Annotated in this window: 20 protein-coding genes; 12 read left to right on the top strand and 8 right to left on the bottom strand. The window is 73.0% G+C overall.

All coding sequences use genetic code 11. The annotated features are described in order from the left end of the window. Window positions 1–230: 230 nt before the first annotated feature. Window positions 231–848, bottom strand: coding sequence for a DUF4126 domain-containing protein (locus GA0070560_RS07845; RefSeq protein WP_091293207.1), 618 nt, complete (start codon window positions 846–848; stop codon window positions 231–233). A 71-nt stretch (window positions 849–919) separates the two neighbouring features. Between GA0070560_RS07845 and nucS the strand changes: the two genes are divergently transcribed. Next, window positions 920–1579 carry an endonuclease NucS gene (gene nucS / locus GA0070560_RS07840; protein ID WP_088979358.1) on the top strand — a complete coding sequence of 220 codons (660 nt, stop codon included), beginning with the start codon at window positions 920–922 and terminating at the stop codon, window positions 1577–1579. A 12-nt stretch (window positions 1580–1591) separates the two neighbouring features. On the opposite strand, the gene GA0070560_RS07835 is transcribed toward nucS, so the two are convergent. After that, complete coding sequence (locus GA0070560_RS07835) at window positions 1592–3094, bottom strand: aldehyde dehydrogenase family protein (RefSeq protein ID WP_091293205.1); 1503 nt, start codon at window positions 3092–3094, stop codon at window positions 1592–1594. A 234-nt stretch (window positions 3095–3328) separates the two neighbouring features. Here GA0070560_RS07835 and GA0070560_RS07830 point away from each other — a divergent pair, with 234 nt between their 5' ends. From GA0070560_RS07830 to GA0070560_RS07810, 5 genes are all read left to right on the top strand, one after another. Continuing rightward, entirely contained in the window at window positions 3329–3820 is a 492-nt protein-coding gene (locus tag GA0070560_RS07830) for an FHA domain-containing protein (protein WP_091293203.1), read from the top strand. A gap of 105 nt (window positions 3821–3925) precedes the next feature. Next, window positions 3926–4993 (top strand): alpha/beta fold hydrolase, encoded by a 1068-nt coding sequence (locus GA0070560_RS07825; protein WP_425412607.1) that lies wholly within the window; start codon window positions 3926–3928, stop codon window positions 4991–4993. 121 nt (window positions 4994–5114) lie between these two features. Further along, on the top strand, window positions 5115–6905 hold the full coding sequence (locus GA0070560_RS07820; RefSeq protein WP_091293686.1) for a 3-hydroxyacyl-CoA dehydrogenase family protein: 1791 nt from the start codon (window positions 5115–5117) through the stop codon (window positions 6903–6905). Window positions 6906–7119: 214 nt separating this feature from the next. Beyond that, window positions 7120–7446 (top strand): hypothetical protein, encoded by a 327-nt coding sequence (locus GA0070560_RS07815; protein ID WP_091293199.1) that lies wholly within the window; start codon window positions 7120–7122, stop codon window positions 7444–7446. A gap of 66 nt (window positions 7447–7512) precedes the next feature. Further along, a complete protein-coding gene (locus GA0070560_RS07810) occupies window positions 7513–8313 on the top strand; it encodes an alpha/beta hydrolase (RefSeq protein ID WP_091293197.1) in 801 nt (266 codons plus the stop codon). An 18-nt stretch (window positions 8314–8331) separates the two neighbouring features. Here the strand turns inward: GA0070560_RS07810 and GA0070560_RS07805 are convergent, their stop codons facing one another. The 5 genes from GA0070560_RS07805 to mce all read right to left on the bottom strand — a co-directional run bounded on the left by GA0070560_RS07805 (window position 8332) and on the right by mce (window position 15624). Next, window positions 8332–9393 carry an AI-2E family transporter gene (locus GA0070560_RS07805; protein WP_091293684.1) on the bottom strand — a complete coding sequence of 354 codons (1062 nt, stop codon included), beginning with the start codon at window positions 9391–9393 and terminating at the stop codon, window positions 8332–8334. Window positions 9394–9653: 260 nt separating this feature from the next. After that, complete coding sequence (locus GA0070560_RS07800) at window positions 9654–11744, bottom strand: hypothetical protein (RefSeq protein WP_091293194.1); 2091 nt, start codon at window positions 11742–11744, stop codon at window positions 9654–9656. Window positions 11745–11925: 181 nt separating this feature from the next. Continuing rightward, window positions 11926–13191 (bottom strand): coiled-coil domain-containing protein, encoded by a 1266-nt coding sequence (locus GA0070560_RS07795; RefSeq protein ID WP_091293191.1) that lies wholly within the window; start codon window positions 13189–13191, stop codon window positions 11926–11928. Window positions 13192–13469: 278 nt separating this feature from the next. After that, a complete protein-coding gene (ccrA, locus tag GA0070560_RS07790; RefSeq protein ID WP_091293189.1) occupies window positions 13470–14825 on the bottom strand; it encodes a crotonyl-CoA carboxylase/reductase in 1356 nt (451 codons plus the stop codon). Between the two features lie 325 nt (window positions 14826–15150). After that, on the bottom strand, window positions 15151–15624 hold the full coding sequence (mce, locus tag GA0070560_RS07785; RefSeq protein ID WP_091293186.1) for a methylmalonyl-CoA epimerase: 474 nt from the start codon (window positions 15622–15624) through the stop codon (window positions 15151–15153). Between the two features lie 60 nt (window positions 15625–15684). Here mce and GA0070560_RS07780 point away from each other — a divergent pair, with 60 nt between their 5' ends. The 6 genes from GA0070560_RS07780 (at window position 15685) to GA0070560_RS07755 (ending at window position 22705) form a co-directional block, all read left to right on the top strand. Then, window positions 15685–16884 carry an acetyl-CoA C-acetyltransferase gene (locus GA0070560_RS07780; protein WP_091293184.1) on the top strand — a complete coding sequence of 400 codons (1200 nt, stop codon included), beginning with the start codon at window positions 15685–15687 and terminating at the stop codon, window positions 16882–16884. A 65-nt stretch (window positions 16885–16949) separates the two neighbouring features. Then, the gene (gene meaB / locus GA0070560_RS07775; RefSeq protein ID WP_425412611.1) at window positions 16950–17885 is read left to right on the top strand and encodes a methylmalonyl Co-A mutase-associated GTPase MeaB; all 936 of its coding nucleotides are present in this window, start codon (window positions 16950–16952) and stop codon (window positions 17883–17885) included. A gap of 84 nt (window positions 17886–17969) precedes the next feature. After that, window positions 17970–18374 (top strand): Asp23/Gls24 family envelope stress response protein, encoded by a 405-nt coding sequence (locus tag GA0070560_RS07770; protein WP_091293178.1) that lies wholly within the window; start codon window positions 17970–17972, stop codon window positions 18372–18374. A gap of 95 nt (window positions 18375–18469) precedes the next feature. Then, a complete protein-coding gene (icmA, locus tag GA0070560_RS07765; protein ID WP_091293175.1) occupies window positions 18470–20158 on the top strand; it encodes a coenzyme B12-dependent isobutyryl-CoA mutase large subunit in 1689 nt (562 codons plus the stop codon). A 207-nt stretch (window positions 20159–20365) separates the two neighbouring features. Continuing rightward, complete coding sequence (locus GA0070560_RS07760) at window positions 20366–21283, top strand: tetratricopeptide repeat protein (RefSeq protein ID WP_091293173.1); 918 nt, start codon at window positions 20366–20368, stop codon at window positions 21281–21283. 66 nt (window positions 21284–21349) lie between these two features. Further along, window positions 21350–22705 carry an arginase family protein gene (locus GA0070560_RS07755; RefSeq protein WP_245675410.1) on the top strand — a complete coding sequence of 452 codons (1356 nt, stop codon included), beginning with the start codon at window positions 21350–21352 and terminating at the stop codon, window positions 22703–22705. Window positions 22706–22795: 90 nt separating this feature from the next. Here the strand turns inward: GA0070560_RS07755 and GA0070560_RS07750 are convergent, their stop codons facing one another. Further along, the gene (locus tag GA0070560_RS07750) at window positions 22796–24754 is read right to left on the bottom strand and encodes a penicillin-binding transpeptidase domain-containing protein (RefSeq protein ID WP_091293171.1); all 1959 of its coding nucleotides are present in this window, start codon (window positions 24752–24754) and stop codon (window positions 22796–22798) included. Window positions 24755–24871: the final 117 nt, after the last annotated feature.

The following is a 24871-nucleotide window of genomic DNA, read 5'->3' as shown; positions in this document are numbered from 1 at the left end:
TTCCTGAAGGGTCTGAAGCAGGTCGACGGGTGGCAGGACATGCCGCTGACCCAGGCCGCCCAGACCGTGCAGGTCTCGGCCTACCCGGACCACTACGCCCAGTGGGAGCAGCAGGCCGCCGACCTCGTCGCCGAACACTGGAACAGCTGACCCACACAGACAACACGCTGGCCGGCACCCCGATGGGGTGCCGGCCAGCAGCATCTCCACCGCCGAAACCGTGGGGTGGGTCAGACACGGAAGCCGGCGGCGCGGGCCGCCTCGCGTTCGCGGCGGCGGTCACCGCGGCGGCGCAGGAACCAGAAGAGGAAGGCCACCAGGCCGAGCAGGAACGCCAGCACCAGCACCGGCAGGATGATCGCCACCAGGGACACCACCACGCTGGTCGCGTCCTCGGCGGTGCTCGCCACCGGCGCGCCGAATCCGGCGGTGGTGGCGTTGACGACGGGCCGGGCCGCCGACTTGAGCAGGTGCACGCCGAGCGCGATCACCACACCGGTCACCACCGGCACCCACTGGTTGGACGAGAAGAAGCTGCCCGGGTCGCTGACCGTCACCGTCTCTGAGCTGGCACCCGCCCCGAAGGCCAGGCCGCCGGCGGTCGGGCGGACCACGGTCTGGACGACGTCGTTGACGTGATCGACCACCGGGACCTTGTCGGCGACGACCTCGACGGCGAGCAACGCCGCCAGGATCGCCAGGACCCAGCCGTTGCCGAGCCACTGCCAGCCGCTGGGCAGGTCGATCAGACCGGTGTAGCGGGCGAGCAACCCCATGGTGAGCAGGGGGATGTAGGCGTTCAGGCCCGCCGAGGCGGCGAGTCCGGTGCCGGTGAGTACTTCGAACACCGTCTCAGCATCGCACCGGCACGCCAGTGCCGCTCGCCGGCGACGGTCCGGTCCTCGGCTACCCTCGTCGGGTGCGGCTGGTGATTGCGAAGTGCTCGGTGGACTACGTCGGACGGCTCTCGGCTCACCTGCCGCCGGCCACCCGACTGTTGATGGTGAAGGCGGACGGCTCGGTCTCGATTCATGCGGACGACCGGGCGTACAAGCCGTTGAACTGGATGAGCCCGCCCTGTCGGCTGGAGGAGGCACCGGGCGTCTGGCGCGTGGTCAACAAGGCCGGCGAGGAACTGAGGATCACCCTGGAGGAGATCTTCCAGGACACCTCGTACGAGCTGGGCGTCGACCCGGGGCTGCGCAAGGACGGTGTCGAGGCGCACCTGCAGGAGCTGCTGGCCGCCAACCCGGAGACCCTCGGCGAGGGCTTCACGCTGGTCCGGCGGGAGTACATGACCGCGATCGGCCCGGTCGACCTGCTCTGCCGGGACGCCAACTCCGGTGCGGTCGCGGTCGAGGTGAAGCGGCGCGGCGAGATCGACGGCGTGGAGCAGCTCACCCGATACCTGGAACTGATGAACCGCGATCCGCTGCTCGCCCCGGTCACCGGGGTCTTCGCCGCGCAGGAGATCAAGCCCCAGGCCCGCGTACTCGCCACCGACCGGGGGATCCGCTGTGTGGTGGTCGACTACGACAAGCTGCGCGGCATCGAACGCGACGAGCTGACCCTCTTCTGACTGTCCGGGTCGTCAGCGCCGCCGGCCGTACATCAGTTTGGCGGCCTTGACCAGGCGGGCGACGTCGGTCGAGGTCCGCTCGAAGGTCATCGACGGCAGCAGCGAGCGGGCCCGACGCCGGGTGATCGACTTGGCCCGGCCGAACTCGCGCAGCCCGTCCTCGCCGTGGATCCGCCCGAAGCCGGAGTCGCCGACCCCGCCGAACGGCAGGGTGGACATCCCGGCGAAGGTGAGCGTCGAGTTGACCGAGGCCATGCCGGAGCGCAGCCGCCGAGCGATCGCCACCGCCCGCCGGCGCCCGAAGACCGAACCCCCGAGGCCGTACGACAGGGCGTTGGCCCGGCGTATGGCCTCGTCGGCGTCGCGGACCCGGTTGATGGTCAGGGTGGGGCCGAAGGTCTCCTCGCGGACGGCCACCGAGGACTCGGGTACGTCCACCAGCACGGTCGGGTGCACGTACGGGGGCTGCACCGCGCCCGGGCCGCCGAGCACGGCGCGTCCGCCTGCGCCGATCGCGTCGTCGATGTGCCGGCGGATCACGTCGAGCTGGCTCGGCATGGTGATCGGGCCGATGTCCGCGCCCTCGGCGCCGACGGTCAGCCGCTCGGCCTTGGCGACCACCTTGCCGACGAACGCGTCGAAGACCGGGTCGACGGCGTAGACCCGCTCGATGCCGATGCAGGTCTGCCCGGCGTTGGTCAGCGCGCCCCAGACGCACGCCTCGGCCGCGGCGTCCAGGTCGGCGTCGCTGTCGACGATCATCGCGTCCTTGCCGCCGGCCTCCAGCAGCACCGGGGTCAGCGTCTCGGCGCAGGCGGCCATCACCTTCTTCGCGGTGACGGTCGAGCCGGTGAAGGCGAGCTTGCCCACGCCCGAGCGGCACAGCGCCGCGCCCACGTCGCCGAGGCCGTGCACCGCGGTCAGCACCGGCTGCTCGCCGACCACCTCGGCGAAGCTGTCGACCAGCCACTGCCCGACGGCCGGGGTGTACTCGCTGGGCTTGAGCACGACCGCGTTGCCGGCCGCCAGGGCGTACGCGGCGGAGCCGATCGGGGTGAAGACCGGGTAGTTCCACGGGCCGATCACGCCGACCACACCGTACGGCTGGTATTCGAGGTGGCCGGTGAACTCGGCGAGGATCAGCCGGGAGCGGACCCGGCGTGGTCCCAGGACGCGGCGGGCGTTGCGGGCGGCCCAGTCGATGTGCTCGATGGCGGTGAGGATCTCGACGATCGCGTCGGGGACCGGCTTGCCGCCTTCGACGTGCACCAGCTGCGCCAGTTCCTCGATCCGCCGGGCGAGCAGGGCACGCCAGCGCAGCAGCCGCTCCCGCCGCCCGGTGAAGCCGAGCCCGGCCCACCAGTCGGCGGCGACGCGGGCGCGGTCCACCGCGCGGGCGACGTCGTCGACGGTGGCGACGGGGAAACGGCCGGCCTCCTCGCCGGTGGCCGGGCTCGTCGAAACCAGCCGACCATCGTCGATGACCGGGGTGCCGGGAACATGCACAGCCGTCATGACGGAAGTCTAGACCTGGAGATTACTCGCCGGTAGGGGTGCTGGCGGCCGTCGAAGCGTCGACGCCGACAGCGAAGCGGTGGCGGGCCGGAGCCGGGCCGTCCGGCCGTGCAACGGATCGGCCAACGTGAGTTGTCCGGCCGGGGTCGCGGAGGTGACCGGCCGGGTGGTGAGGCGGCGGTGCGCAACTGGCAGGCTGAGCCGGGGTGACGGTGAGTGGGGAGCTGACTGTCCATGCAGGAACATCCGGAACTGACGCCGGTGATGACGGTGACGGCGGGCACTATGCGCGGGGCCAGCTTTCGGCTGAGCCTGCGTCCACAGGTGATCGGGCGTACGCCCGACGCCGACATCGCGGTGCCCGATCCGCACCTGAGCCGGCGGCACGCCGAGGTGCGACTGACCGACGCCGGGGCGCTCCTGGTCGACCTGGGATCGACCAACGGGACCTGGCTCAACGACCGGCGGATCATCGGCGCCGAGCCGCTCGCCGACGGCGACGTCATCCGGCTCGGCCATACCGAGCTGCGCTTCTTCGACCCGGCGCTGGCCACCACCGACCCGGTCGGGCTGCGCTTCCTCGGCGGGGGCGGTGGTGACGTACGACGCAGCCACCGGCCGGCGGTGCCGCTGCCGGTGGGCGGGCCGGCCAACGGGCCGACGGACGCCTGGCCGCCCGACGGCACGCCGGTGGCCTCGGTCGGCCGGGGCGACGGCCCCGCCTGAGCCGGTGGACCCCGCCCGGCTGAGCCGCCGCGGTGGTGGTCGCCACCCCCGGCGGGCGGATCATGGTCGGCCGCACCATGGACCGGGGTCACCGGCCGTGGCAGCATGCCGCGGATGGAGACCGAGCAGCGGAGCGTGACGGCCAACGGCATCACCCAGCGGGTCCGGGTCGCCGGCCCGCCGGACGGCGTGCCGGTGCTGCTGGTGCACGGCAACGTCTCCTCGTCCGCCTTCTGGGAGCCGCTGATCCGCCGGCTGCCGCCGACGCTCCGGGTGGTCGCGCCGGACCTGCGCGGGTACGGCGACACCGAGCCCGCCCCGCTGGACGGGACCCGAGGGCTGGCCGACTTCACCGACGACGTGGTCGCCCTGCTCGACGTCCCGGGGCTCTACCCGCCCGGCGCGCGGCCGGTGGTGGTCGGGCACTCCCTCGGCGGGGGCGTGGCGATGCGACTGCTGGTGGACCGTCCCGATCGGGTGGCGGGTCTGCTGCTGGAGGCCCCGGTCTCCCCGTACGGCTTCGGTGGCACCCGCGACGTCGACGGCACCCCGACCACCCCCGACCTCGCCGGCACCGGCGGTGGCACGGCCAACCCCGGGTTCGTGGCCCGGCTCGCCGGGAAGGACCGCGGCGCCGACGGCCCGACCAGCCCGCGCACCGTGCTGCGGACGGCCTACGTCGCCGACCCGGCCAGCCTCGGCGACGACGAGGACCTGCTGCTGGACAGCGTCCTGTCCACCGTGGTCGGCGACGACAACTATCCGGGCACCGGGGTGGCGTCCCCGCACTGGCCGGGCATGGCGCCGGGAGAGCGGGGCGTGCTCAACGCCCTGGCCCGCTTCCGGATCGCCGACGAACTGGTCGCCGTCGGGGTCAAGCCCCCGGTCACCTGGATACGCGGCGACGCCGACGTGATCGTCTCCGACACCTCCCTGTTCGACCTGGCGTACCTGGGGTCGCTCGGGATGGTGCCGGGCTGGCCCGGTGAGCGGGCGTGCCCGCCGCAGCCGATGGTCGGGCAGACCCGGGCGGTGCTGGAACGGTACGCCGCCGCCGGCGGGTCGTACCGGGAGGTGGTGCTCCCCGGCTGCGGGCACAGCCCGCACCTGGAACGGCCGGCGGAGTTCGTGGCGGAGCTGCTGACACTGGCCGGGGCGCCGACCACAGACTGAGCCACTGCGTGAAATATCCCACGGCGTCTCGACAACGTAGCGTCACGTGGCAGACTCCGGCGCATAACCTTAGCGGCCGTTCATGTCGGTGGCGGCGGAGTCGATCCAGGGGAGGCCGGTCGTGGCGCGCGAGTTCACCAGTGTGGGTGTGGTGGGTCTGGGCACCATGGGTGCCGGCATCGTCGAGGTGTTCGCCCGCAACGGCGTCGACGTCGTCGCGGTGGAGATCTCCGGGGCCGCCCTGGAGCGTGGCCGGGCCACCCTGACCGGCTCCACCGACCGGGCGGTCGCCAAGGGCAAGCTCGCCGAGGCCGACCGGGACGCACTGCTGTCCCGGGTCGACTTCCAGGTCGGGCTGGACGCCCTGCACTCGGTCGACCTGGTCATCGAGGCCGTCCCCGAGCACCTGGACCTCAAGCAGCGGATCTTCGCCGAGCTGGACCGGGTCTGCAAGCCCGAGGCCATCCTGGCCACCAACACCTCCTCGCTGAGCGTCACCGAGATCTCGGTCGCCACCACCCGGCCCAACCAGGTGATCGGCATCCACTTCTTCAACCCGGCCCCGGTGATGAAGCTGGTCGAGGTGGTCCGCACCGTGGTCACCTCCGCTGACGTGGTGGCCGACGTGGAGGCGCTCTGCAAGCGCCTCGGCAAGGTCGACGTCACCATCAGCGACCGGGCCGGTTTCATCGCCAACGCCCTGCTCTTCGGCTACCTCAACCACGCCGTCGGCATGTTCGAGTCGCACTACGCCAGCCGCGAGGACATCGACGCCGCGATGAAGCTCGGCTGCGGCCTGCCGATGGGCCCGCTCGCCCTGATGGACCTGATCGGTCTCGACACCGCGTACGAGATCCTGGACACCATGTACCGGCGCGGCGGGCGGGACCGCCGGCACGCCCCGGTGCCGCTGATCAAGCAGATGGTCACCGCGGGCCTGCTCGGCCGCAAGTCCGGCCGGGGCTTCTACACCTACGAGCGGCCCGGCTCCCCGGTGGTCGTACCCGACGAGCACACGCCCGTGGCCACGGAGTCGGCGCTCGCCGACGGCACCCGCGGCATCATGACGGTCGGCGTGGTCGGCTCCGGGACGATGGCCACCGGCATCATCGAGGTCTTCGCCAAGGCCGGCTACGAGGTCGTCTCGGTGACCCGGGGCGCGGAGAAGTCCGCCAAGGTCTTCGAGGCGGTCAAGACCTCGCTCAACAAGGGCGTGGTACGCGGCAAGCTCAGCGAGGCCGACCGGGACGCCGCCCTGGGCCGGATCAACTGGTCGGCGACGCTGGAGCACCTGGCCGACGTCGACCTGGTGGTCGAGGCGGTGGTCGAGGAGTTGAGCGTCAAGAAGGCGCTCTTCGCCAGCCTCGACGAGATCTGCAAGCCGGGCGTCGTGCTCGCCACCACCACCTCCTCGCTGCCGGTGATCGACGTGGCGATGGCCACCCAACGCCCGGCCGACGTGGTGGGCCTGCACTTCTTCAACCCGGCGCCGATCATGCCGCTGATCGAGGTGGTGCAGACCATCCGCACCTCGGCCGAGACCACCGCCACCGCCAAGGCGGTCTGCGCGGCGCTCGGCAAGACCGGCGTGGTCTGCGGCGACCGTTCCGGCTTCATCGTCAACGCGCTGCTCTTCCCGTACCTGAACGACGCGGTGAAGATGCTGGAGGCCAGCTACTCCACCGCCGACGACATCGATTACGCGATGAAGCTCGGCTGCGGCTACCCGATGGGCCCGTTCGAACTGCTCGACGTGGTCGGCCTGGACGTCTCGCTGGCCATCCAGCGTGAGCTGTACCTGGAGCTGCGCGAGCCGGGCTTCGCGCCCGCGCCGCTGCTGGAGCACCTGGTCACCGCCGGCTACCTGGGCCGCAAGACCGGTCGCGGCTTCCGCGACCACACCCGCCGCTGACTCCGGTCAACACCCGGTGCCGGTGACGGCGTCTTGAGGGTGTGACCTTCGAGGATCTGGACGACGCGACCGTCGCAGGCGTACGTCACCGCCCGCTTCGGTCAGCCGTACCGGGGGTTCACCGAGGCGGACGCGGCCGTCGTGCTCGGCGGGGCGCGGCTGGCCGGCGACCTCACCAGGCCGTCGACCTGGAACTGACCGTAATCTTGACGATGTGAGCCCCCGTCGCAACCGTCCCCGCCGGGACGACGCCGCCCACCTGGACTCCGACCGGGCACGTCAGGGCGTGCCCACGGTCCAGCAGTGGCGCGACGGCGACTGGCAGGTACGCGGGATCAGCGGCGGCGCGTCCACCAAGACGTACCGCTGTCCCGGTTGTGACCAGGAGATCCGCCCCGGCGTGGCGCACCTGGTGGCCTGGCCGGCGGACGGGGCGGGCGACCTCACCGACCGGCGGCACTGGCACAGCGGCTGCTGGCGGGCCCGGGACCGGCGCGCCCCGAACCTCCAGCGCGGTCGCAGCGCCCCGAGGTACGGCTGAGCGATCTGGATCACGCTGTTTGCGCCCGGGCGGGCGGCGGCGGCGAGTTCGCGCCAGACTTGAGCGGTGAGCACACCGATCCGCGCGTCGTCGATCCTCCCCGGCCAGCGGGAGGACATCGAGCTGCACACCGCCGACGGCCTGAGACTGGTCGGGGAACTGGCCCGGCCGGTCGACCGGGAGCCGGTGGGCACCCTGGTCTGCCTGCATCCGCTGCCCACGCACGGCGGGATGATGGACAGCCACGTCCTCCGCAAGGCTGCCTGGCGGCTGCCCGCCCTGGCCGACCTGGCGGTGCTGCGCTTCAACACCCGGGGCACCAGCAGCGTCCGTGGCACCAGCGAGGGCGCCTTCGACGCCGCCGTCGGCGAGCGCTTCGACGTGCACGCCGCCATCGAGTACGCCGAGTTCCACGAGCTGCCGAACATCTGGCTGGTGGGCTGGTCGTTCGGCACCGACCTGGCGTTGAAGTACGGCTGCGACCCGGCGGTCGCCGGGGCGATCCTGCTCTCCCCGCCGCTGCGCTTCTCCACGCCCGAGGAGCTGACCGTCTGGGCCGAGCGGGGCACGCCGCTCACCGCGCTGGTGCCGGAGTTCGACGACTACCTGCGTCCGGCCGAGGCGAAGGAACGCTTCGCCGTGGTGCCGCAGGCCGAGGTGGTCGGGGTGCCCGGCGCGAAGCACCTCTGGGTGGGCGACGCGGAGACGGTGCTGGACGAGATCGTCCGCCGGGTCAACCCGGCGGTTCCGTTGCCGCTGCCGACCACCTGGGACGGCCCGGTGGAGACCGGCGACGTCAGCGCGTACGCCGACCGGACCGTCGCCTCCTTCGCCGACACCCCGGTCCCCGGCCCGCAGCGCGACTGAGCCCGCTGGCTGCCAGCGTCAGCGCCGCTCCTGCCGGGGCAGCACCACCTCGCGCAGGATGAGCTGCCCGGCGGCCACCGTCGGGATCGCGATCAGCGCGCCGACCACCCCCATCAGGGCCACCCCGAGCAGTGCGGCGAGCAGCGCGGCCACCTCGTTGACCTGCACCGACCGTCGCATGATCTTCGGGTAGATGAGGTAGTTCTCCACCTGCTGGTAGAGCACGAAGAAGACCAGCGCCGCGATCCCCTCGGGCAGGCCGGTGGCGAACGCGACCAGGCTCACGACCACCGCGCCGAGGGTGGCCCCGATCTGCGGGATCAGGTCGGTCACCGCGACCACCACCGCCAGCGCGAACGGGTACGGCAACCCGATGATCAGCGCGAAGGTGAAGGTGGTCGCGCCGGCCAGCACCGCGATGCTCAACGCCCCCACCATGTACGCGCCGACCTTGGCCAGGATCTCGTCACCGATCAGGCTGACCCGCTGCCGCCGGGAGCGGGGGACCAGCGCGTACCCGAGGTCCCGCAGCCGGTCGAAGTAGGCCAGGAAGTAGATGGTCAGCACCAGCACGGTCAGCACCCGGAACAGGGTGCCGAAGATCAGTTGCGCGCCGCCGAGCACCCCGCCGAGGGCCCGGCCGACGGTGTCGGCGTTCGCCGCGGCCTGGACCCGCTCCATCACGTCGTACCGCTCCACCAGGTCGTTGACGGTGCGGTTGCGGCGCAGGTCCTCCACGTAGCTGGGCAGTTGGGTGATGAACTCGCCGGTCTGGGTGAGCACCGGCGGGACCAGCGCCACCAGGCCGGCGACGATCAGCAGGACGACGGTGAGCACGACCGCGGCGACGGCGAGCCCGTGCGGCAGTCCCCAGGAGCGCAGCCGGACCACCGCCGGGTTGAGCCCCACCGCGAGGAAGAGCGCGATCACCACCAGGACGAGGATGCCGCCGGCGTTGCGGACACCCAACCACACCGTGTACGCCAGCAGCACACCGAGCGCCCCGGTGAAGCCGACCAGGAAACTGCTGCGGCGCAGCGGTCGCCCGGGCCGGCCGAAGCGGCCCGAGCCGTTCGCCACCGGTCCGGCCGCCTGGAAGTCGGTGGGGTCCGTGTCCGCGTCACCGGGCCCGGGTGCGGGCCCCTGCCCGGCACGTCCGCCGGAGGTTTCGTCGCCGTCGCGAGCCGGCCCGTCCTGTTCCACCGGACCTCCCCGGGTCCCGCTCCGGCCGGTGGCCGGAAGCTGCCGCTGCGGACCCCTGCCAGCGGGCCCTGCCGGCAGGGTAGCGGCGTCCGGAGCACCTGGCCACCCGCCGTCACCCGGCGTGGTGGGCGGGTCCGTCACTCCTTCTCGACGGTGACCGTGCTGGGTTTGGCGCTGCGCTCGTCGGTGGTCGGCTTCGTCGGCCGCTTGCCGCTCTCCCCGGTGCTGGTGATCTTCGTGGGGGTGGCGCCCCGACCTCCGGTGCCCGGCACCGCCGCGACCGTCGGCTCCCCGTCGACCCCGGCGCTGGCGGTCCCGCCGTCGACCGTGGTCACCGGCTCGGCCTTCGGCTTGGCGCCGTTGGCCGCCGTGGTGTCCCCGCCGACCGGCTCGGCCTTCAACGCCCCACCCGGCACCGAATCCGCCGTCGGGTTCACACCGTCCGCGGCGGTGGTCACCCCCGACTTCGGCTTCGCGCCGTTCGTCGCCGGGGTGTCCCCGTCCACGGCCGCCGTCGGGCGTCCGCCGTCCACCGCGGCCACCGGCCGGGCGCCGCCCGGGGACGCGCCGTCGAGCGCGGCGGGGGCCATCCTCTGCAGCTTCAACTCGGTGATCTGCCGCTGGATCTCGTCGGACTCCTGCCGCGCCTGCCAGGTCTCCTGCCGCAGGTCGGCGAGCTGCTGCTGGGCCTGGGCGATCTCCAGCATCACCTGCGCGAGCTGTTGGCGGCTCGCCGCCGCCTCCTGCTGCGTCGCGGCGAGGTGCTGCTGGGTGGTGGCCAGGTGCTGCTGGGTGGTGGCCGCGTACTCCTCGAACTGCCGCCGGGAGGCGGCGACGTGCTCGTCGGCCGTGCGGCGCTTGTCGGCGGCCTCCTGCTCGGCCTGCTGGAGCAGCGCGGTGGCCTCCTCCTCGGCCTGCCGGCGCATGGTCACCGCGTCGGCCTCGGCGGCCCGGCGGACCTCGGCGGCGCCCCGCTCGATCTCGTCGCGCCGCGCCGTCCACTCCCGCTCCAGTTCCTCGAGCCGGGTCCGGTGCTGCTGGGCCAGCTCGTCCTGCTTGGACTTGACCTGCTTCTCCAGCTCGTCGCGGCGCTTGGCGTACTCCTGCTCGGCGGTGGCGCGGCGCTGGGCCAGCTCCCGGTCGGCGGCCTCCCGCCGGCCGTTGACCTCCTTCTCCACCCCGGCCCGCCAGGCGCCCAGCTCCTGCTGCGTCTGGGCCCGGGTCTGCTGCACGTACGCCTCGGTCTCGGTCCGCATCCGCTGCACGTACGCCTCGGTCTCGGCGCGGCTGCGCTTGGCCGCCTCGGCCGCCTCGGTGGTGAGCCGGTGCGCCTCCTGCCGGGCCCGGCCCCGGGTGCCCTTCGCGGCCTCCTCGGCGTCGTCGACGACCTTCTTGGCCTCCTGGAGGGCCTTGGCGTGGGTGGCCCGACCCGCCTCGGCCGCGGATTCGGTGAGCCGCTTGGCCTCCTGCTGGGCCTTGGCGTGCACCTCCTTGGCCGCCTCGCGGAGCTGGGTGGCCTCCTGCTGCGCCCGGGCCAGGGCCTCCTTGGCCGTCTCCCGCAGCTTGGTGGCCTCCTGCTGGGCCCGGCTGTGGATCTCCTTGGCGGTGTCCCGGAGTTGGGTGGCCTCCTGCTGGGCCTTGCTCAGCGCCTCCTGGGCGGCGGTCCGCAGCCGGGTGGACTCGTCCTGGGCGGTCGCCCGCAGGCGGGCCGCGTCCTCCTTGGCGGACTTCACGGTGGCGTCCGCCTCGGCCTTGCGGGCGGCGGTGTGCCGCTCCTCCTCGGCGCGTCGCGCGGCGAGCGCGATCTCGAAGTCCTTCAGCGCCCGGGCGGCCTGTTCCCGGGCCTCGTCGATGATGTGCTCGGCGGCGGCGCGGCGGGCGTCGATCTCCTCGTTCGCGGTGGCCAGGATGGCGTCGGCCTGCTCCTCGGCGAGGGCGAGGATCTGTTCGACCCGGGGCCCGAGGTGCTTGAAGGAGGCCCGGTCCACCACGGCGGCCTGTCTGCGTACCTGGGCCAGGTCGCGCTGGAGGTGCTCGACCTGACCGGCCAGCTTGTGGATCTGGGTGTACGCCTGCTCCCGCTCGGCCGTCAGGGTGGCGATCTCGTGCTCCGCACGAGCGACGTACCGGTCGACCTGTCGTTTCTCGTACCCCCGCAGGGCGGACTCGAAGCTGGGCTCCGTGGTCACGTCCCCGCCGAGAGCGAACAGTTCCTCGCCGTGCGACATGCCCCCATCCTCACACGCATCCGGCCCTCCTGGGGCGATACGGACGCCCCTGTTGGGACCTACTTCACTGGTGTCCGGCACGCCGGTCCCAGCGGGTGGGCGAACGGATACGGCGCGGGGTGCCACCGGTCACCCGGTGTCACCCCGCGCCGCGTCACTCATGCCCCGGACGTGCGGTGGGTCAGCTGGCGGTCTCCGCGGTCGCCTGCTGCTCGGCGTCGGCCTTGGCCGGCGCCGGCTTGGCCGGCGCGGCGGCCTGCTGCTGCGCCGGCACGCCCGGCACGATGCCGGCCAGGCCGGAGAGCATCTGCCCGAGCTGGGAGGTGACGGCGTCCTTCTGGCGGGTGAGGTCCTCGACCTCGCGGCGGGCGGCCTGGGTGGTCAGCTCCGCCTCGGTGCGCGCCTCGGTGAGCAGCCGCTTCGCCTCGGCCTTGGCCTCGCTCAGCGTCTTCTCGGCCAGTGCCTTGGCCTTCTCGACCGTCTCGGCGGCGGTGCGCTCGGACTCGACCCGGCGCGCCTCGGCCCGCTGCTCGATCTCCTTGGCCCGCTCCTGCGCGGCGTGGGCGCGCTGCTCGGCCTCGCCGACCAGCTTCTGGGTCTGCGCGACCTGGGCGGCGTGCCGCTCCGACTCCTCGCGCTCGGCCTTCTCGCGCCGCTCGGCGAGCTGGAGCTCCAGGGCCTGGAGGTCCTTGTCCCGCTTGTCCCGGGCGTCGGTGAGCAGCTTGGTCGCCTCGGCCCGCTTCTCCTCGGCCTCGCGGGCCGCCTTGGCCCGCTGCTGGGTGATCTCCCGCTCGGCGGTGGCCCGCAGGGTGGCGACCTCGCGCTCGACGGTGGACTTCAGCTCGGCCACCTCGTGGGCGGTGACCGTGCGTAGCTGCTTGGTCTCCCGCTCGGCGTCGGCGCGCAGCGTGTCGGCCTCGCGGCGGGCCTGCACCCGCACCTCGGCGGCCTCGCGCTCGGCGACGGTGCGGACGTTGCCCGCCTCCCGCTCGGCGGTGGCCTTCATGGCGGCCGCCTCGGCCCGCGCCTTGTCGGTGATCTCCCGCGCCTCGAGGCGGGCCGCGGAGAGGATGCCCTCCGACTCCCGCTTGGCCTCGTTGCGGTGGTCGTTGGCCTGCTCCTCGGCCAGCCGGAGGATCTGCTCGACCCTGGTGCCCAGGCCGGAGAGGGTGGGCCGGCTGTTCTCCTCGAGCTGCTTGTTGGTGTCGGTGAGCTTCTGCTCGAGCGCGCTCTGGCGCTGCTCGGCCTGGCGGAGGCGACGCTGGGCGTCGTTCATCCGCTGCTCGGCCTCGGCCCGGGCCTGCTCCGACTGGGTCAGCGCCGCGGTCATCCGGCCGATGAAGTCGTCAACCTGGTGGGTGTTGTATCCGCGCAGGCCGACGGTGAAATCCGGCTGCGAGTTCGCGTTATCGAAGAACGCGAGAGGGGAGGACTGCTGCTGGGGCATTGGGACATACTCGCAGACCCCCCGGGGTCGTTCGCAAGAGCGGTCCCGAGCTTTCGTGTCGTCATTACCTGGTCCACCGGCCCACGCCGGGAGATCGTCCCGAATGACGATCTTGGCAGCTCCCGGGCGGGCCGGACGTCACGCAAAGTGAGCGGGAAATGGGCCGCGGGCGGTGCCCGCGGCCCTTTGTCCGACCTCACTCGAATGGGTGTCCGGGTCACGGTGGAAAGGCAATGGCCTCCTCACCGCAATGGGCGACCCGGCGTCACCCGGACGGCTCAGTGGCCGCGGAACCGGTTGATTGCGCTCTCGTGCCGGGCCCGCATCTGCGGGTCCCGGACGCCGAGGCCGTCGGCGGGGGCGAGGCAGCGCACGCCGACCTTGCCCTGGTGCGCGTTGCGGTGCACCTCGTACGCCGCCTGGCCGGTCTGCTCCAGCGGGTAGGTCCTCGACACCGTCGGGTGGATCAGGCCGAGCGACACCAGTCGGTTGGCCTCCCACGCCTCGCGGTAGTTGGCGAAGTGGCTGCCGACGATCCGCTTGAGGTGCATCCACAGGTAGCGGTTGTCGTACTGGTGCTGGTAGCCGCTGGTGGAGGCACAGGTGACGATGGTGCCGCCCTTCTTGGCGACGAAGACGCTGGCGCCGAAGGTCTCCCGGCCGGGGTGCTCGAAGACGATGTCCGGGTCGTCGCCGCCGGTCAGCTCGCGGATCCGCTCGCCGAAGCGGCGCCACTCGTCCTGGTCCTGGGTGTGCTCGTCCTTCCAGAACCGGAAGCCCTCCGCGGAACGGTCGATGACCAGCTCGGCCCCCATCGACCGGCACAGCTCGGCCTTCTCCGGCGAGGAGACCACGCAGACCGGGATCGCGCCGCCGTTGAGCGCCATCTGGGTGGCATAGCTGCCCAGGCCGCCGGAGGCGCCCCAGATCAGCACCACGTCGCCCTGCTTCATGTTCGCGCCGTGGTGGGAGACGAGCTGCCGGTACGCGGTCGAGTTGACCAGGCCCGGGCTCGCCGCCTCCTCCCAGCTCAGGTGGCGCGGCTTCGGCATCAGCTGGTTGGCCTTGACCACGCACAGCTCGGCGAGGCCGCCGAAGTTGGTCTCGAAGCCCCAGATCCGCTGCTGCGGGTCGAGCATGGTGTCGTCGTGACCGGCCGCGTCCTCCAGTTCGACGGAGAGGCAGTGGGCGACGACCTCGTCGCCGGCCTTCCACTTCGTCACCCCGGGGCCGGTACGCAGCACCACGCCGGCGGCGTCGGAGCCGACCACGTGGTACGGCAGGTCGTGCCGGCGGGTCAGCTCGGAGAGCCGGCCGTAGCGCTGGAGGAACTTGAAGGTCGGCAGCGGCTCGAAGATGCTGGTCCAGACCGTGTTGTAGTTGATCGCGCTGGCCATCACCGCGACCAGCGCCTCGCCCGGGCCGAGTTCCGGGGTGGGCACCTCCTGCAGGTGCAGCGCCTTGCGCGGGTCCTTGTCCCGGGTGGCCAGCCCGTCGAACATCCGGGTCTCGTCGGCGCGGACGACCATGCCCCGGTAGCTCTCCGGCACGGGCAGGCCGGCGAGGCCGGCCAGTTCGCGCTCCGGCTGGTCCGAGCCCTCTGCCGCCATGATCGCTTCGAGGATGTCCTGCACGGTGACCTCCCGTTCGTCCGCACCCGCACGCCGGGCACGGGCTGTTGCCATCGTCGGCGCCGGTGCGACCGACCGCCATGTCGGCCATCGACACATCCGGCACCGGTCGCGTTCCTGTGCCGCCGGACGTTACTGAACGGTAGCTAGGGTCGGAAGTCCTGTGTGAAAAAGTGCATTGCGCCGTGCGTGGAGCTGTCCGTGGGAACGCCGCACCGCGCACCGCCGCGCGTCCTCCCACCTACTGGGACGGCAGTCGGTACGACGCCGGAAGAGCAGGTCGGGGCGCCGTGCGGCGCCCCGACCTGCGGGGTGGGCGAGCGGGCGGTCAGTGGCCCCCGGCCGGCTCGACCAGCTCGACCAGGACGCCACCGGCGTCCTTCGGGTGCACGAAGTTGACCCGCGAGTCCGAGGTGCCCCGCTTCGGGGTCTCGTAGAGCAGCCGTACGCCCCGCTCGCGCAGCGCCGCGCAGGCGGCGTCGATGTCCGCCACCGTGTACGCCACCTGCTGCATGCCCGGACCCCTGCGGTCCAGGAACTTCGCGATGGTCGACTCCGGGCTCAGCGGGGCGAGCAGCTGCACGAAGCCGCCCTCGGCCGTCGGGCCGACGGCCAGCATCGCCTCGCGTACGCCCTGCTCGGTGTTGGTCTCGGTGTGCACGCAGCGCATGCCGAAGGTCCGCTGGTAGAAGTCGATCGCGGCGTCGAGGTCGGCGACCGCGACCCCGACGTGGTCGATGCGGCGCAGGCCGATGTCTGTGACATAGTCGGCAGCGGGCTCGACGGGGGAGTTCTCAGCCATGGCGTTAGTCTGACCGAACAATCGTTAAGGCGACAGGTCGGCACCCCTCGGAGGCAGGCAATGGCTTCGGTGATCGTCAGCGGCGCGCGGACCCCGATGGGGCGCCTGCTGGGCAACCTCAAGGACCTTCCGGCGACGAAGCTCGGCGGTATCGCGATCAGGGCGGCGCTGGAGCGGGCCGGTGTCGCCCCGGACCAGGTGCAGTACGTGATCATGGGTCAGGTGCTCCAGGCGGGCACCGGGCAGATCCCCGCCCGGCAGGCCGCCGTCGAGGCCGGCATCCCGATGTCCACCCCGGCGTTGACCATCAACAAGGTCTGCCTCTCCGGCCTGGACGCGATCGCCCTGGCCGACCAGCTCATCCGGGCCGGCGAGTTCGACATCGTGGTGGCCGGCGGCATGGAGTCGATGACCAACGCCCCGCACCTGCTGCTCGGGCAGCGTTCCGGCTACAAGTACGGCGACGTCACCATCAAGGACCACATGGCGCTCGACGGGCTCACCGACGCCTGGGACTGCTGCTCGATGGGCGAGTCCACCGAGCGGCACGGCGCGAAGCACGGCATCACCCGCGAGGAGCAGGACGCCTTCTCCGCGGCCAGCCACCAGCGGGCCGCCGCCGCACAGAAGAACGGCCACTTCGCCGACGAGATCACCCCGGTGGTCATCCCCCAGCGCAAGGGCGACCCGCTGGTGATCAGCGAGGACGAGGGGATCCGGCCGGACACCACCGCCGAGTCGCTGGGCCGGCTGCGCCCGGCGTTCGCCAAGGACGGCACCATCACCGCCGGCAGCTCCTCGCCGATCTCCGACGGCGCCGCCGCGGTGGTCGTCATGAGCAAGGCCAAGGCCAAGGAGCTGGGGCTGACCTGGCTGGCCGAGATCGGCGCGCACGGCAACGTGGCCGGCCCGGACAACTCCCTGCACTCGCAGCCGTCGAATGCGATCAACCACGCCCTGAAGAAGGGTGGGCTGAGCATCGAGGACATCGACCTCGTCGAGATCAACGAGGCGTTCGCGGCGGTCGGCATCCAGTCCACCCGCGACCTGGGCATCAGCCCGGACAAGGTCAACGTCAACGGCGGCGCGATCGCGCTGGGCCACCCGATCGGCATGTCCGGCGCGCGGCTGGTGCTCACCCTCGCGCTGGAGCTCAAGCGCCGGGGCGGCGGCACCGGTGCGGCGGCGCTGTGCGGCGGCGGTGGCCAGGGCGACGCGCTGATCATCCACGTCCCGAACGGCACCGAGACCAACCAGTGAGCGAAACGATCGAGAACGTCCCGGCGACGGCCACCGGCCCGGTGCGCCGCAGCCGGGACGTGCCCATGCTGGTGCAGCGGGCCCGCGCGGGCGACCCCCGCGCGGTGGCCCGCCTGATCACCCTGGTCGAGTCCGGTGACGAGGTGCTGCCGCAGGTCGCGGCGGCGCTCGCGCCGTACGCCGGTCAGGCGCAGGTGGTGGGGCTGACCGGCTCTCCCGGGGTGGGCAAGTCGACCACCACCAACGAGTTGGTCCGGGCGCTGCGGGCGCGCGGGCACCGGGTGGGCGTGCTGGCCATCGACCCGTCCAGCCCGTTCACCGGCGGGGCGATCCTCGGCGACCGGGTCCGGATGCAGGACCACGCCACCGACCCGGGCGTCTACATCCGATCGATGTCCAGCCGGGGCCACCTGGGCGGCCTCTCCGCGGCCACGCCTCAGGCGGTACGGGTCCTGGAGGGCGCCGGCTGCGACGTGGTGCTGGTGGAGACCGTCGGCGTCGGGCAGGCCGAGGTCGAGGTGGCCTCCCTGGCGGACACCACGCTGGTGCTGCTCGCCCCGGGCATGGGCGACGCGATCCAGGCGGTCAAGGCCGGCATCCTGGAGATCGCCGACGTCTTCGTGGTCAACAAGGCCGACCGGGACGGCGCGGACGCCACCGTCCGCGACATCCAGGGCATGATCGCTCTCGGCGAGCGGGGGCCGGGCGAGTGGCGGCCGCAGGTGGTCCGCTCGATCGCCGCGCGGGGCGAGGGCATCGACGACATCGCGGCCGCGATCGACAAGCACCGCGGCTGGCTGGAGCAGCACGGCGAACTGCGCCGACGCCGGGAGGCGCGGGCCGCCGCCGAGATCGAGGCGATCGCGCTCGGCGTGCTGCGCGACCGGATCGGCTCGCTGCGCGACGGTACGGAGCTGCCGACTCTGGCCGCCAAGGTGGCCGAGGGCGCGATCGACCCGTACGCGGCGGCGGACGAGCTGCTGTCCCAGCTCGGCACCTGAGCGGTCCACTGCGGATCGGCTCCACCTTGTACGCTCGCACCGCCCCACGGCTGACGTGGGGCGGTGCGACGTTGTGGGGAGAGCATGGCTGACGAGGCGACCCAGGAACTGTCGGTGACGCCGGACGCGGTGGCGGGCGGCACGACGCACGTCTCCGACGAGGTGGTGGAGAAGATCGCGGTGGCCGCCGCGCGGTCCGTGCCCGGGGTGGCCGAGCTCGGCGGCGACGTGGCCCGGTTCTTCAACGCGGTGCTCGACAAGGTCGGCCTGGACCAGGTCGGTGACGCCCGGCGGGGCTGCTCGGCGCACGTCAGCAACGGCGCGGCGGTGGTCAACCTGGTGCTGGTGATCTCCGCAGGCCATCCGGTCCCGCAGGTGACCGACGCGGTGCGGGTGGCGGTGACGGCCGCGGTCGAGGCGTACGGGCTGCGGGCCGACGAGATCAACATCCGGGTGGACGACGTGGCCATGGAGGTGCCGCCGGCCTGAGCAGGTTACCGACGGGTACAAACTTCCTTAGCGATCGTTCAGGACTCCGTTCTACACTCGGTCTGCAGTCGAGGACTCGAGGAGGAGCTCCGCGGATGAACGCCGACGAGATCGCCGCCGGACGGGCACGCTGGCAGGCCCGCTACGACGCCGCGCGCAAGCGGGACGCGGACTTCACCACCCTGTCCGGGATGACCGTGGACCCGGTCTACGGCCCGCCGGAGGGCGTGGCGTACCCGGGCTTCGACCGGATCGGCTGGCCGGGCGAGTACCCGTACACCCGGGGCCTGCACCCGACCGGCTACCGCGGACGGACCTGGACGATCCGGCAGTTCGCCGGGTTCGGCAACGCCCAGCAGACCAACGAACGCTACAAGATGATCCTGGGCGCCGGGGGCGGCGGCCTCTCCGTCGCCTTCGACATGCCCACCCTGATGGGGCGGGACTCCGACGACCCGCAGTCGCTCGGCGAGGTCGGGCACTGCGGCGTCGCGGTGGACAGCGCCGCCGACATGGAGGTGCTCTTCGACGGCATCGACCTGGGCGGCGTCACCACCTCGATGACCATCTCCGGCCCGGCCGTGCCGGTCTTCTGCATGTACCTGGTCGCCGCCGAGCGGCAGGGCGTCGATGTGTCCACCCTGGACGGCACCCTGCAGACCGACATCTTCAAGGAGTACATCGCGCAGAAGGAGTGGCTCTTCGACCCCGAGCCGCACCTGCGCCTGATCGGCGACCTGATGGAGTACTGCGCCCGGGAGATCCCCCGGTACAAACCGCTCTCGGTCTCCGGCTACCACATCCGCGAGGCCGGCTCGACGGCCGCGCAGGAACTGGCGTACACCCTGGCCGACGGGTTCGGCTACGTCGAGCTGGGGCTGTCGCGCGGGCTGGACGTCAACGTCTTCGCCCCCGGCCTCAGCTTCTTCTTCGACTCGCACGTGGACTTCTTCGAGGAGATCGCCAAGTTCCGCGCCGCCCGCCGGATCTGGGCCCGCTGGCTGCGCGACGTCTACGGCGCCACCAGCGAGAAGGCGCTCTGGCTGCGGTTCCACACGCAGACCGCCGGAGTGTCGCTGACCGCCCAGCAGCCGGTCAACAACGTGGTGCGCACCGCCGTCGAGGCGCTGGCCGCGGTGCTCGGCGGGACCAACTCGCTGCACACCAACGCCCTCGACGAGACCCTCGCCCTGCCCACCGACGAGTCCGCCGAGATCGCCCTGCGTACCCAGCAGGTGCTGATGGAGGAGACCGGCGTGACCAACGTGGCCGACCCGCTGGGCGGCTCCTGGTACGTCGAGGCGCTGACCGACAAGATCGAGGCCGAGGCGGAGGAGATCTTCGCCCGGATCCGGCAGCTCGGCGGCGAGGGCCCGCACCAGATCGGCCCGATGACCTCCGGCATCCTGCGCGGCATCGAGGACGGCTGGTTCACCGGCCACATCGCCGAGTCGGCCTTCGTCCACCAGCAGGCGCTGGAGAAGGGCGACAAGAAGATCGTCGGGGTCAACTGCCACACCGGCACGGTCGCCAAGGACCTGGAGATCCTGCGCATCTCGCACGAGGTGGAGCTGGAGCAGCGCCGCGTGCTGGCCGAGCGCAAGGCCGCCCGGGACGAGTCGGCCGTCGCGGCGGCGGTGGCCCGGATGGTCGAGGTCAGCCGTACCGACGGGAACATGATCCCGGCGATGCTCGACGCCGTCCGGGCCGAGGCCACCCTCGGCGAGATCTGCGACGCGCTGCGCGCCGAGTGGGGCGTGTACCGCGAGCCCGCCCGCTTCTGACCGTCGCCGCCCTCGCGACCGCGCCGTCGAGGCCGGGTGGATGTCGCATCAGCGACATTTCCCCGACGCCTGTGGCGCGGTCGTGGGGGTGCTCCGGGTCTGCCGTGGTCGCAGGCGGTGGAGGGCTCATGAGCAGCGGTGAGAGTGGCAACTGTCGCGGTCGCGCTTGATCCGAGTTCGGCGCGGTCCGTGCGAGACTAGGTAACCATGAGCGACCCACGGATGACTTCGTCGATCTTCACCCGCGGCGCGGTCGACCTCAGTGCACTGCGCAGCACACCGCCGGCCAATCCCCGTCCCACCACACCGGCCCAGGCCGGTCCGCCCACCGGTCTGCCGGGTGGCCCCGCCGGCGCGGCGGCCGTGATCGACGTGACCGAGGCGACCTTCCAGTCCGAGGTCCTGGAGCGCTCGCTCAGCACACCCGTGGTCGTCGACTTCTGGGCCGAGTGGTGCGAGCCCTGCAAGCAGCTCTCCCCGGTGCTGGAGCGGCTGGCCGTCGAGGGCGGCGGGGCCTGGGTGCTCGCCAAGGTCGACGTGGACGCCAACCCGCGCATCGCCCAGATGTTCCGGGTGCAGGGCATTCCGATGGTCTACGCGGTCGTCGGCGGTCAGCCCGTCGACGCCTTCTCCGGCGTGGTGCCGGAGGCCCAGCTCCGCCAGTGGCTCCAGGCCGTCCTCAAGGCCGGTGGCGTCACCGTCGCCGAGCCGGAGGACCCCCGCCTCGACGAGGCCGACGACGCCCTGATGAGCGGCGACCTGGAGGCCGCCGAGCGGGCGTACCGGAAGATCCTGGCCGAGTCCCCGGCGGACGCCGCGGCGGAGGCGGGCCTGGCCCAGGTCGGGCTGGCCCGCCGGGTCGCCGGCGCGGACCCGCAGGCCGCGCTCACCGCCGCCGCGCAGGCCCCCGACGACGTCGAGGCCCAGCTCCTCGCGGCCGACATCGAGGTGCTCAGCGGCATGGCCGAGCAGGCGTACGCCCGCCTGGTCGGCCTGGTCCGGCGGACCGCCGGCGAGGACCGGGAGAAGGTACGCCAGCACCTGGTCTCGCTCTTCACCGTCGCCGGCCCGGACGACCCCGCCGTCGCCTCGGCCCGTCGAGCCCTGGCCAGCGCACTGTTCTGAGTTCGTAGCACGCCAGCGCGGGCCGGCGAACCGGCCGGCCCGCCCGACCATCGAGGACGGGAGCCCATGATGCGCCGGATCGCCGTCCTCGACGCGCCGACGAACCTCGGACTGCGCCCGCCCACGTCCACCTCCGTCCCCGGCTGTGCCAAGGCGCCCGGCGCGCTGCGCGACCACGGGCTGCTCGCCCGGCTGCGGGCCCGCGACGCCGGCTGCCTCACCCCGCCCCGGTACGACCCGGGCGACTGGCGTCCCGGCGACGGGGTCTGCCACGCCCGGGAGATCTCCGGGTACTCGGTGGCGCTCGCCGACCGGATCGGCGCGATCATCGACCGGGGTGAGTTCCCGCTGGTGCTCGGGGGCGACTGCTCGGTGCTGCTCGGCTCGGCGCTGGCCATGCACCGGCTCGGCGAGGCGGTCGGCGGGCGGATCGGGCTGGTCTTCGTCGACGGCCACTCCGACTTCCGGCACCCCGGCAACGCCTCGTACGTGGGGGCGGCGGCGGGGGAGGACCTGGCCCTGGTCACCGGGCGCGGGCAGGCCGACCTGGCCGCCATCGAGGGACGGCGTCCCTACTTCCGCGACATCGACGTGGTGGTGCTCGGCATCCGGGCCCAGGACGAGTACCGCCTCGACCTGCAGGCCGCCGGGATCACCACCCGCCCGGTGCCGGCGCTGCGCGCCGAGGGGGCCGCGCGGACCGCCCAGTGGGCGCACGAGCAGTTGGCCGACTGCGCCGGTTACTGGGTGCACATCGACGTGGACGTGCTCGACCCGGCGGTCATGCCGGCGGTGGACGCGCCGGACCCGGGCGGGATCGCCTTCGCCGAACTGGAAATCCTCCTCGCCGGCCTGGTCGACACCCCGCACTGCCTCGGCGTCGAGCTGACCGTCTTCGACCCCGACTACGACCCGGACGGCTCGTACGCCGCCGAGATCGTCAACACGGTGGTCGCCGGGCTGGCCCCGGTGTCCGCGCCGGAGGCGGTGCCGCCCCGGCTGCTGCCGCCGTCCCCGCCGCCGCAGCGGTTGCGCCGTACGGGGTCGCCGAACCTCGCCGCGGTCGTCGCCCCGACCGACAGCGCCGAGCCGACGGGGGAGCCGCGCCCGGCCACCGGGGCGCGTACCGGCGAGCCGGCCGGGCCCACCGGCCCGGGAACAAGCCTGCCGGCCGGGCCGACGGGCCTGGTGGCGGGCGGCGCGGCGGCGCTGGTCGGCCAGCTGACGAGCGACCCGATCGACCCGGTGCCGGGTGGCTCGGCGGCGGGGGACCCGGTGGAGATCCCCGTGCCGGCGGTGACCGTCGAGCCCGTCGGGCCACCGGCCTCGGCCGGGCCCGGCCTGCTGCGCCGGGCGCCCCGCCCGGAGGATGACGACCCGTCCGGGGACGGTTCGCCCGCCTCGTCCGCCGGCATCGCCTGACCGCTCACCGGCCTTTCTGGCGGACGAGCGGCTCCGTGCCCAGGTCGCCGTCACGTCCCCGGTGGCGACCCGGTGGCGCGGGCGGCGGGGTCAGTTCAGGGCGCGCAGGAAGCGCTCGGCGATCGGGACCGCGCTCGACGTGCTCGACCCGCCCTGCTCGACGAAGACCGCGAACGCCACGTCACCCTGCCAGCCGACGAACCAGGCGTGCGTGTGCTCGGGGTTGTCGTCGTACTCGGCGGTGCCGGTCTTGCCGTGCACCGGGCCGCCGGGGACGTCGGCGAGCGCCGTGCCCGTGCCGGCGGTGACCACCTCGCGCATCATCGCCCTCAGCGCCTCGACCGACCCGGCCTTCAGCTGCGGGCCGGGCTCGGCCGGCTTGGCCGGCGCCGGATCGAGCACCAGCTTCGGCTGGGTGAAGCGGCCCCGGGCGACGGCGGCGGTGGCGCCGGCCATGGCCAGCGGACTGACCACGGTGGTGCCCTGGCCGATCGCGGCGGCGGCCTGCTCGGTCGGGCCGCCGTTGGCCGAAACCTTGCCGGTGAAGGCGTCGATCCCGACGTCCCACTGCCCCTCGAGGCCGAGGGTGCGCCCGGTGACGGCGAGCCCGTCGGGCCCCAGCTTCGGCGCCAGCGCGACGAAGGCGGTGTTGCAGGACTCCGCGAAGTCCGTCCGGAACGGCACCTTGCCGAGGGTGAAGTCGTCGGAGTTCTTGAACGACCGGCCGTCGACGGTGCCGGTCTTCGGGCAGTCCACGGTGGCGTCGGCGGTGACCGCGCCCCGGTCCAGCAGGCCGAGGGCGCTGACCATCTTGAAGGTGGAGCCGGGTGGGACCTGGGCGGTGAAGGCCAGGTTCTCCCCGGCCGCCCCGGGCCCGTTGGCGGCGGCGAGCACCGCGCCGTCGCTGATCCGTACCGCCACCAGGGCCGAGCGGCGCTTCTCGCCGCGCAGTGCGCCGTCGGCCGCGTTCTGGGTGGCGACGTCGAGGGTGGTCTTCAGTGCCTGCCCCGGCTGCGGCTCGTGGCGGTGCACCTGCGGGCCCGGTGCCGGCTTGCCGTCCGGACCGGTCCGCTGGATCAGCACCGCCACCCCGGGGACGCCGCGCAGCCGGTCGTCGTACCGGCCCTGGAGGCCGCCGTGGCCCACCTGGTCGCCCCGGGCGACAGTGTCGGGGCGCGCGGCGAGGTCGTCGGCCGTCGCCTCGTCGACCGAGCCGAGCAGGGCCCGGGCGAACTCCCGGGTCGGCGCGAGGTCGCGCTGCTCGGTGGGGAACAGGGTGCCGGGCAGGTCGTGGATGCGTGACTTGATCTGCCGGTACGCCTCGTCCCGCAGGGTGACCACCTCGACGAACGCGTCCGGGTCGGCTTCGGCGAGGCGTCGGGGCAGGTCGGACACGTCCACCGGGGGAGTGATCGCCGGCCGGACCGCCTTGAACGCCGCGTCGAGCCGGCGGGCCAGGGCGGCCGGGTCGGGGACCTGGGAGGGTTGCACGCCGACCCGGACCACCGGGCGGGGCGCGACGATCGGCTGCCCGGCGGCGTCCAGCACCGCCGCCCGGGTGGGCCGCTCCCGGCGCACGGTCAGCCGGTCGCCCTTCTCCAACTGCTCCTGGACGAGCTGCGGCTCCCAGATCAGCTGCCACTGGTCGTCGCGGCCCTGCCGCAGCCGCACCGGCCGGTCGTACGCCCAGGTGGTGTCGCCGGGCAGCTTCCACTCCACCCGGATCTTCGCGGTCGCGATGTCCCTGGTGATCTCGGGCTCGCCGGTGCGGCGCAGGGTGGGCGGGGTGACGGCCAGTTCGCCGGAGAGTTCCTTGATCTCCTTCGTGACGTCGGCGGCGGGCAGCCGCGCCCCGGTCGGGTCGATGAAGCCGACCGCGTTCAGGTCCCCCGAGCGCCAGCCGTCGAGGAAGGCGTCCACGGTCCGCTCCGGCCCGTCCGCGTCGGAGCACCCGACGAGCACGCCGGCGAGCAGCGCGGTGGCGGTCAGCGCCGAGAGCATCGGACGGGGACGCGTGCGCAAACGGCGGTACGGGTACGACAGGGTCATGAAGCCTTACACCTCCGCGGTCACGATGCCGCTTCGCACGCTAGTACGGACTCGTCTCCCGCACTGCCCCGCAGGGCCGCACGCTGCGTGAAGAGGCTCCGGCAGCAGTGTGATGAA

It is taken from the genome of Micromonospora halophytica (assembly GCF_900090245.1).
GTDB classification, from domain to species: domain Bacteria; phylum Actinomycetota; class Actinomycetes; order Mycobacteriales; family Micromonosporaceae; genus Micromonospora; species Micromonospora halophytica.
Note: the sequence above shows the minus strand (reverse complement) of the source record. Positions and strands in the feature narration are given on the sequence as shown.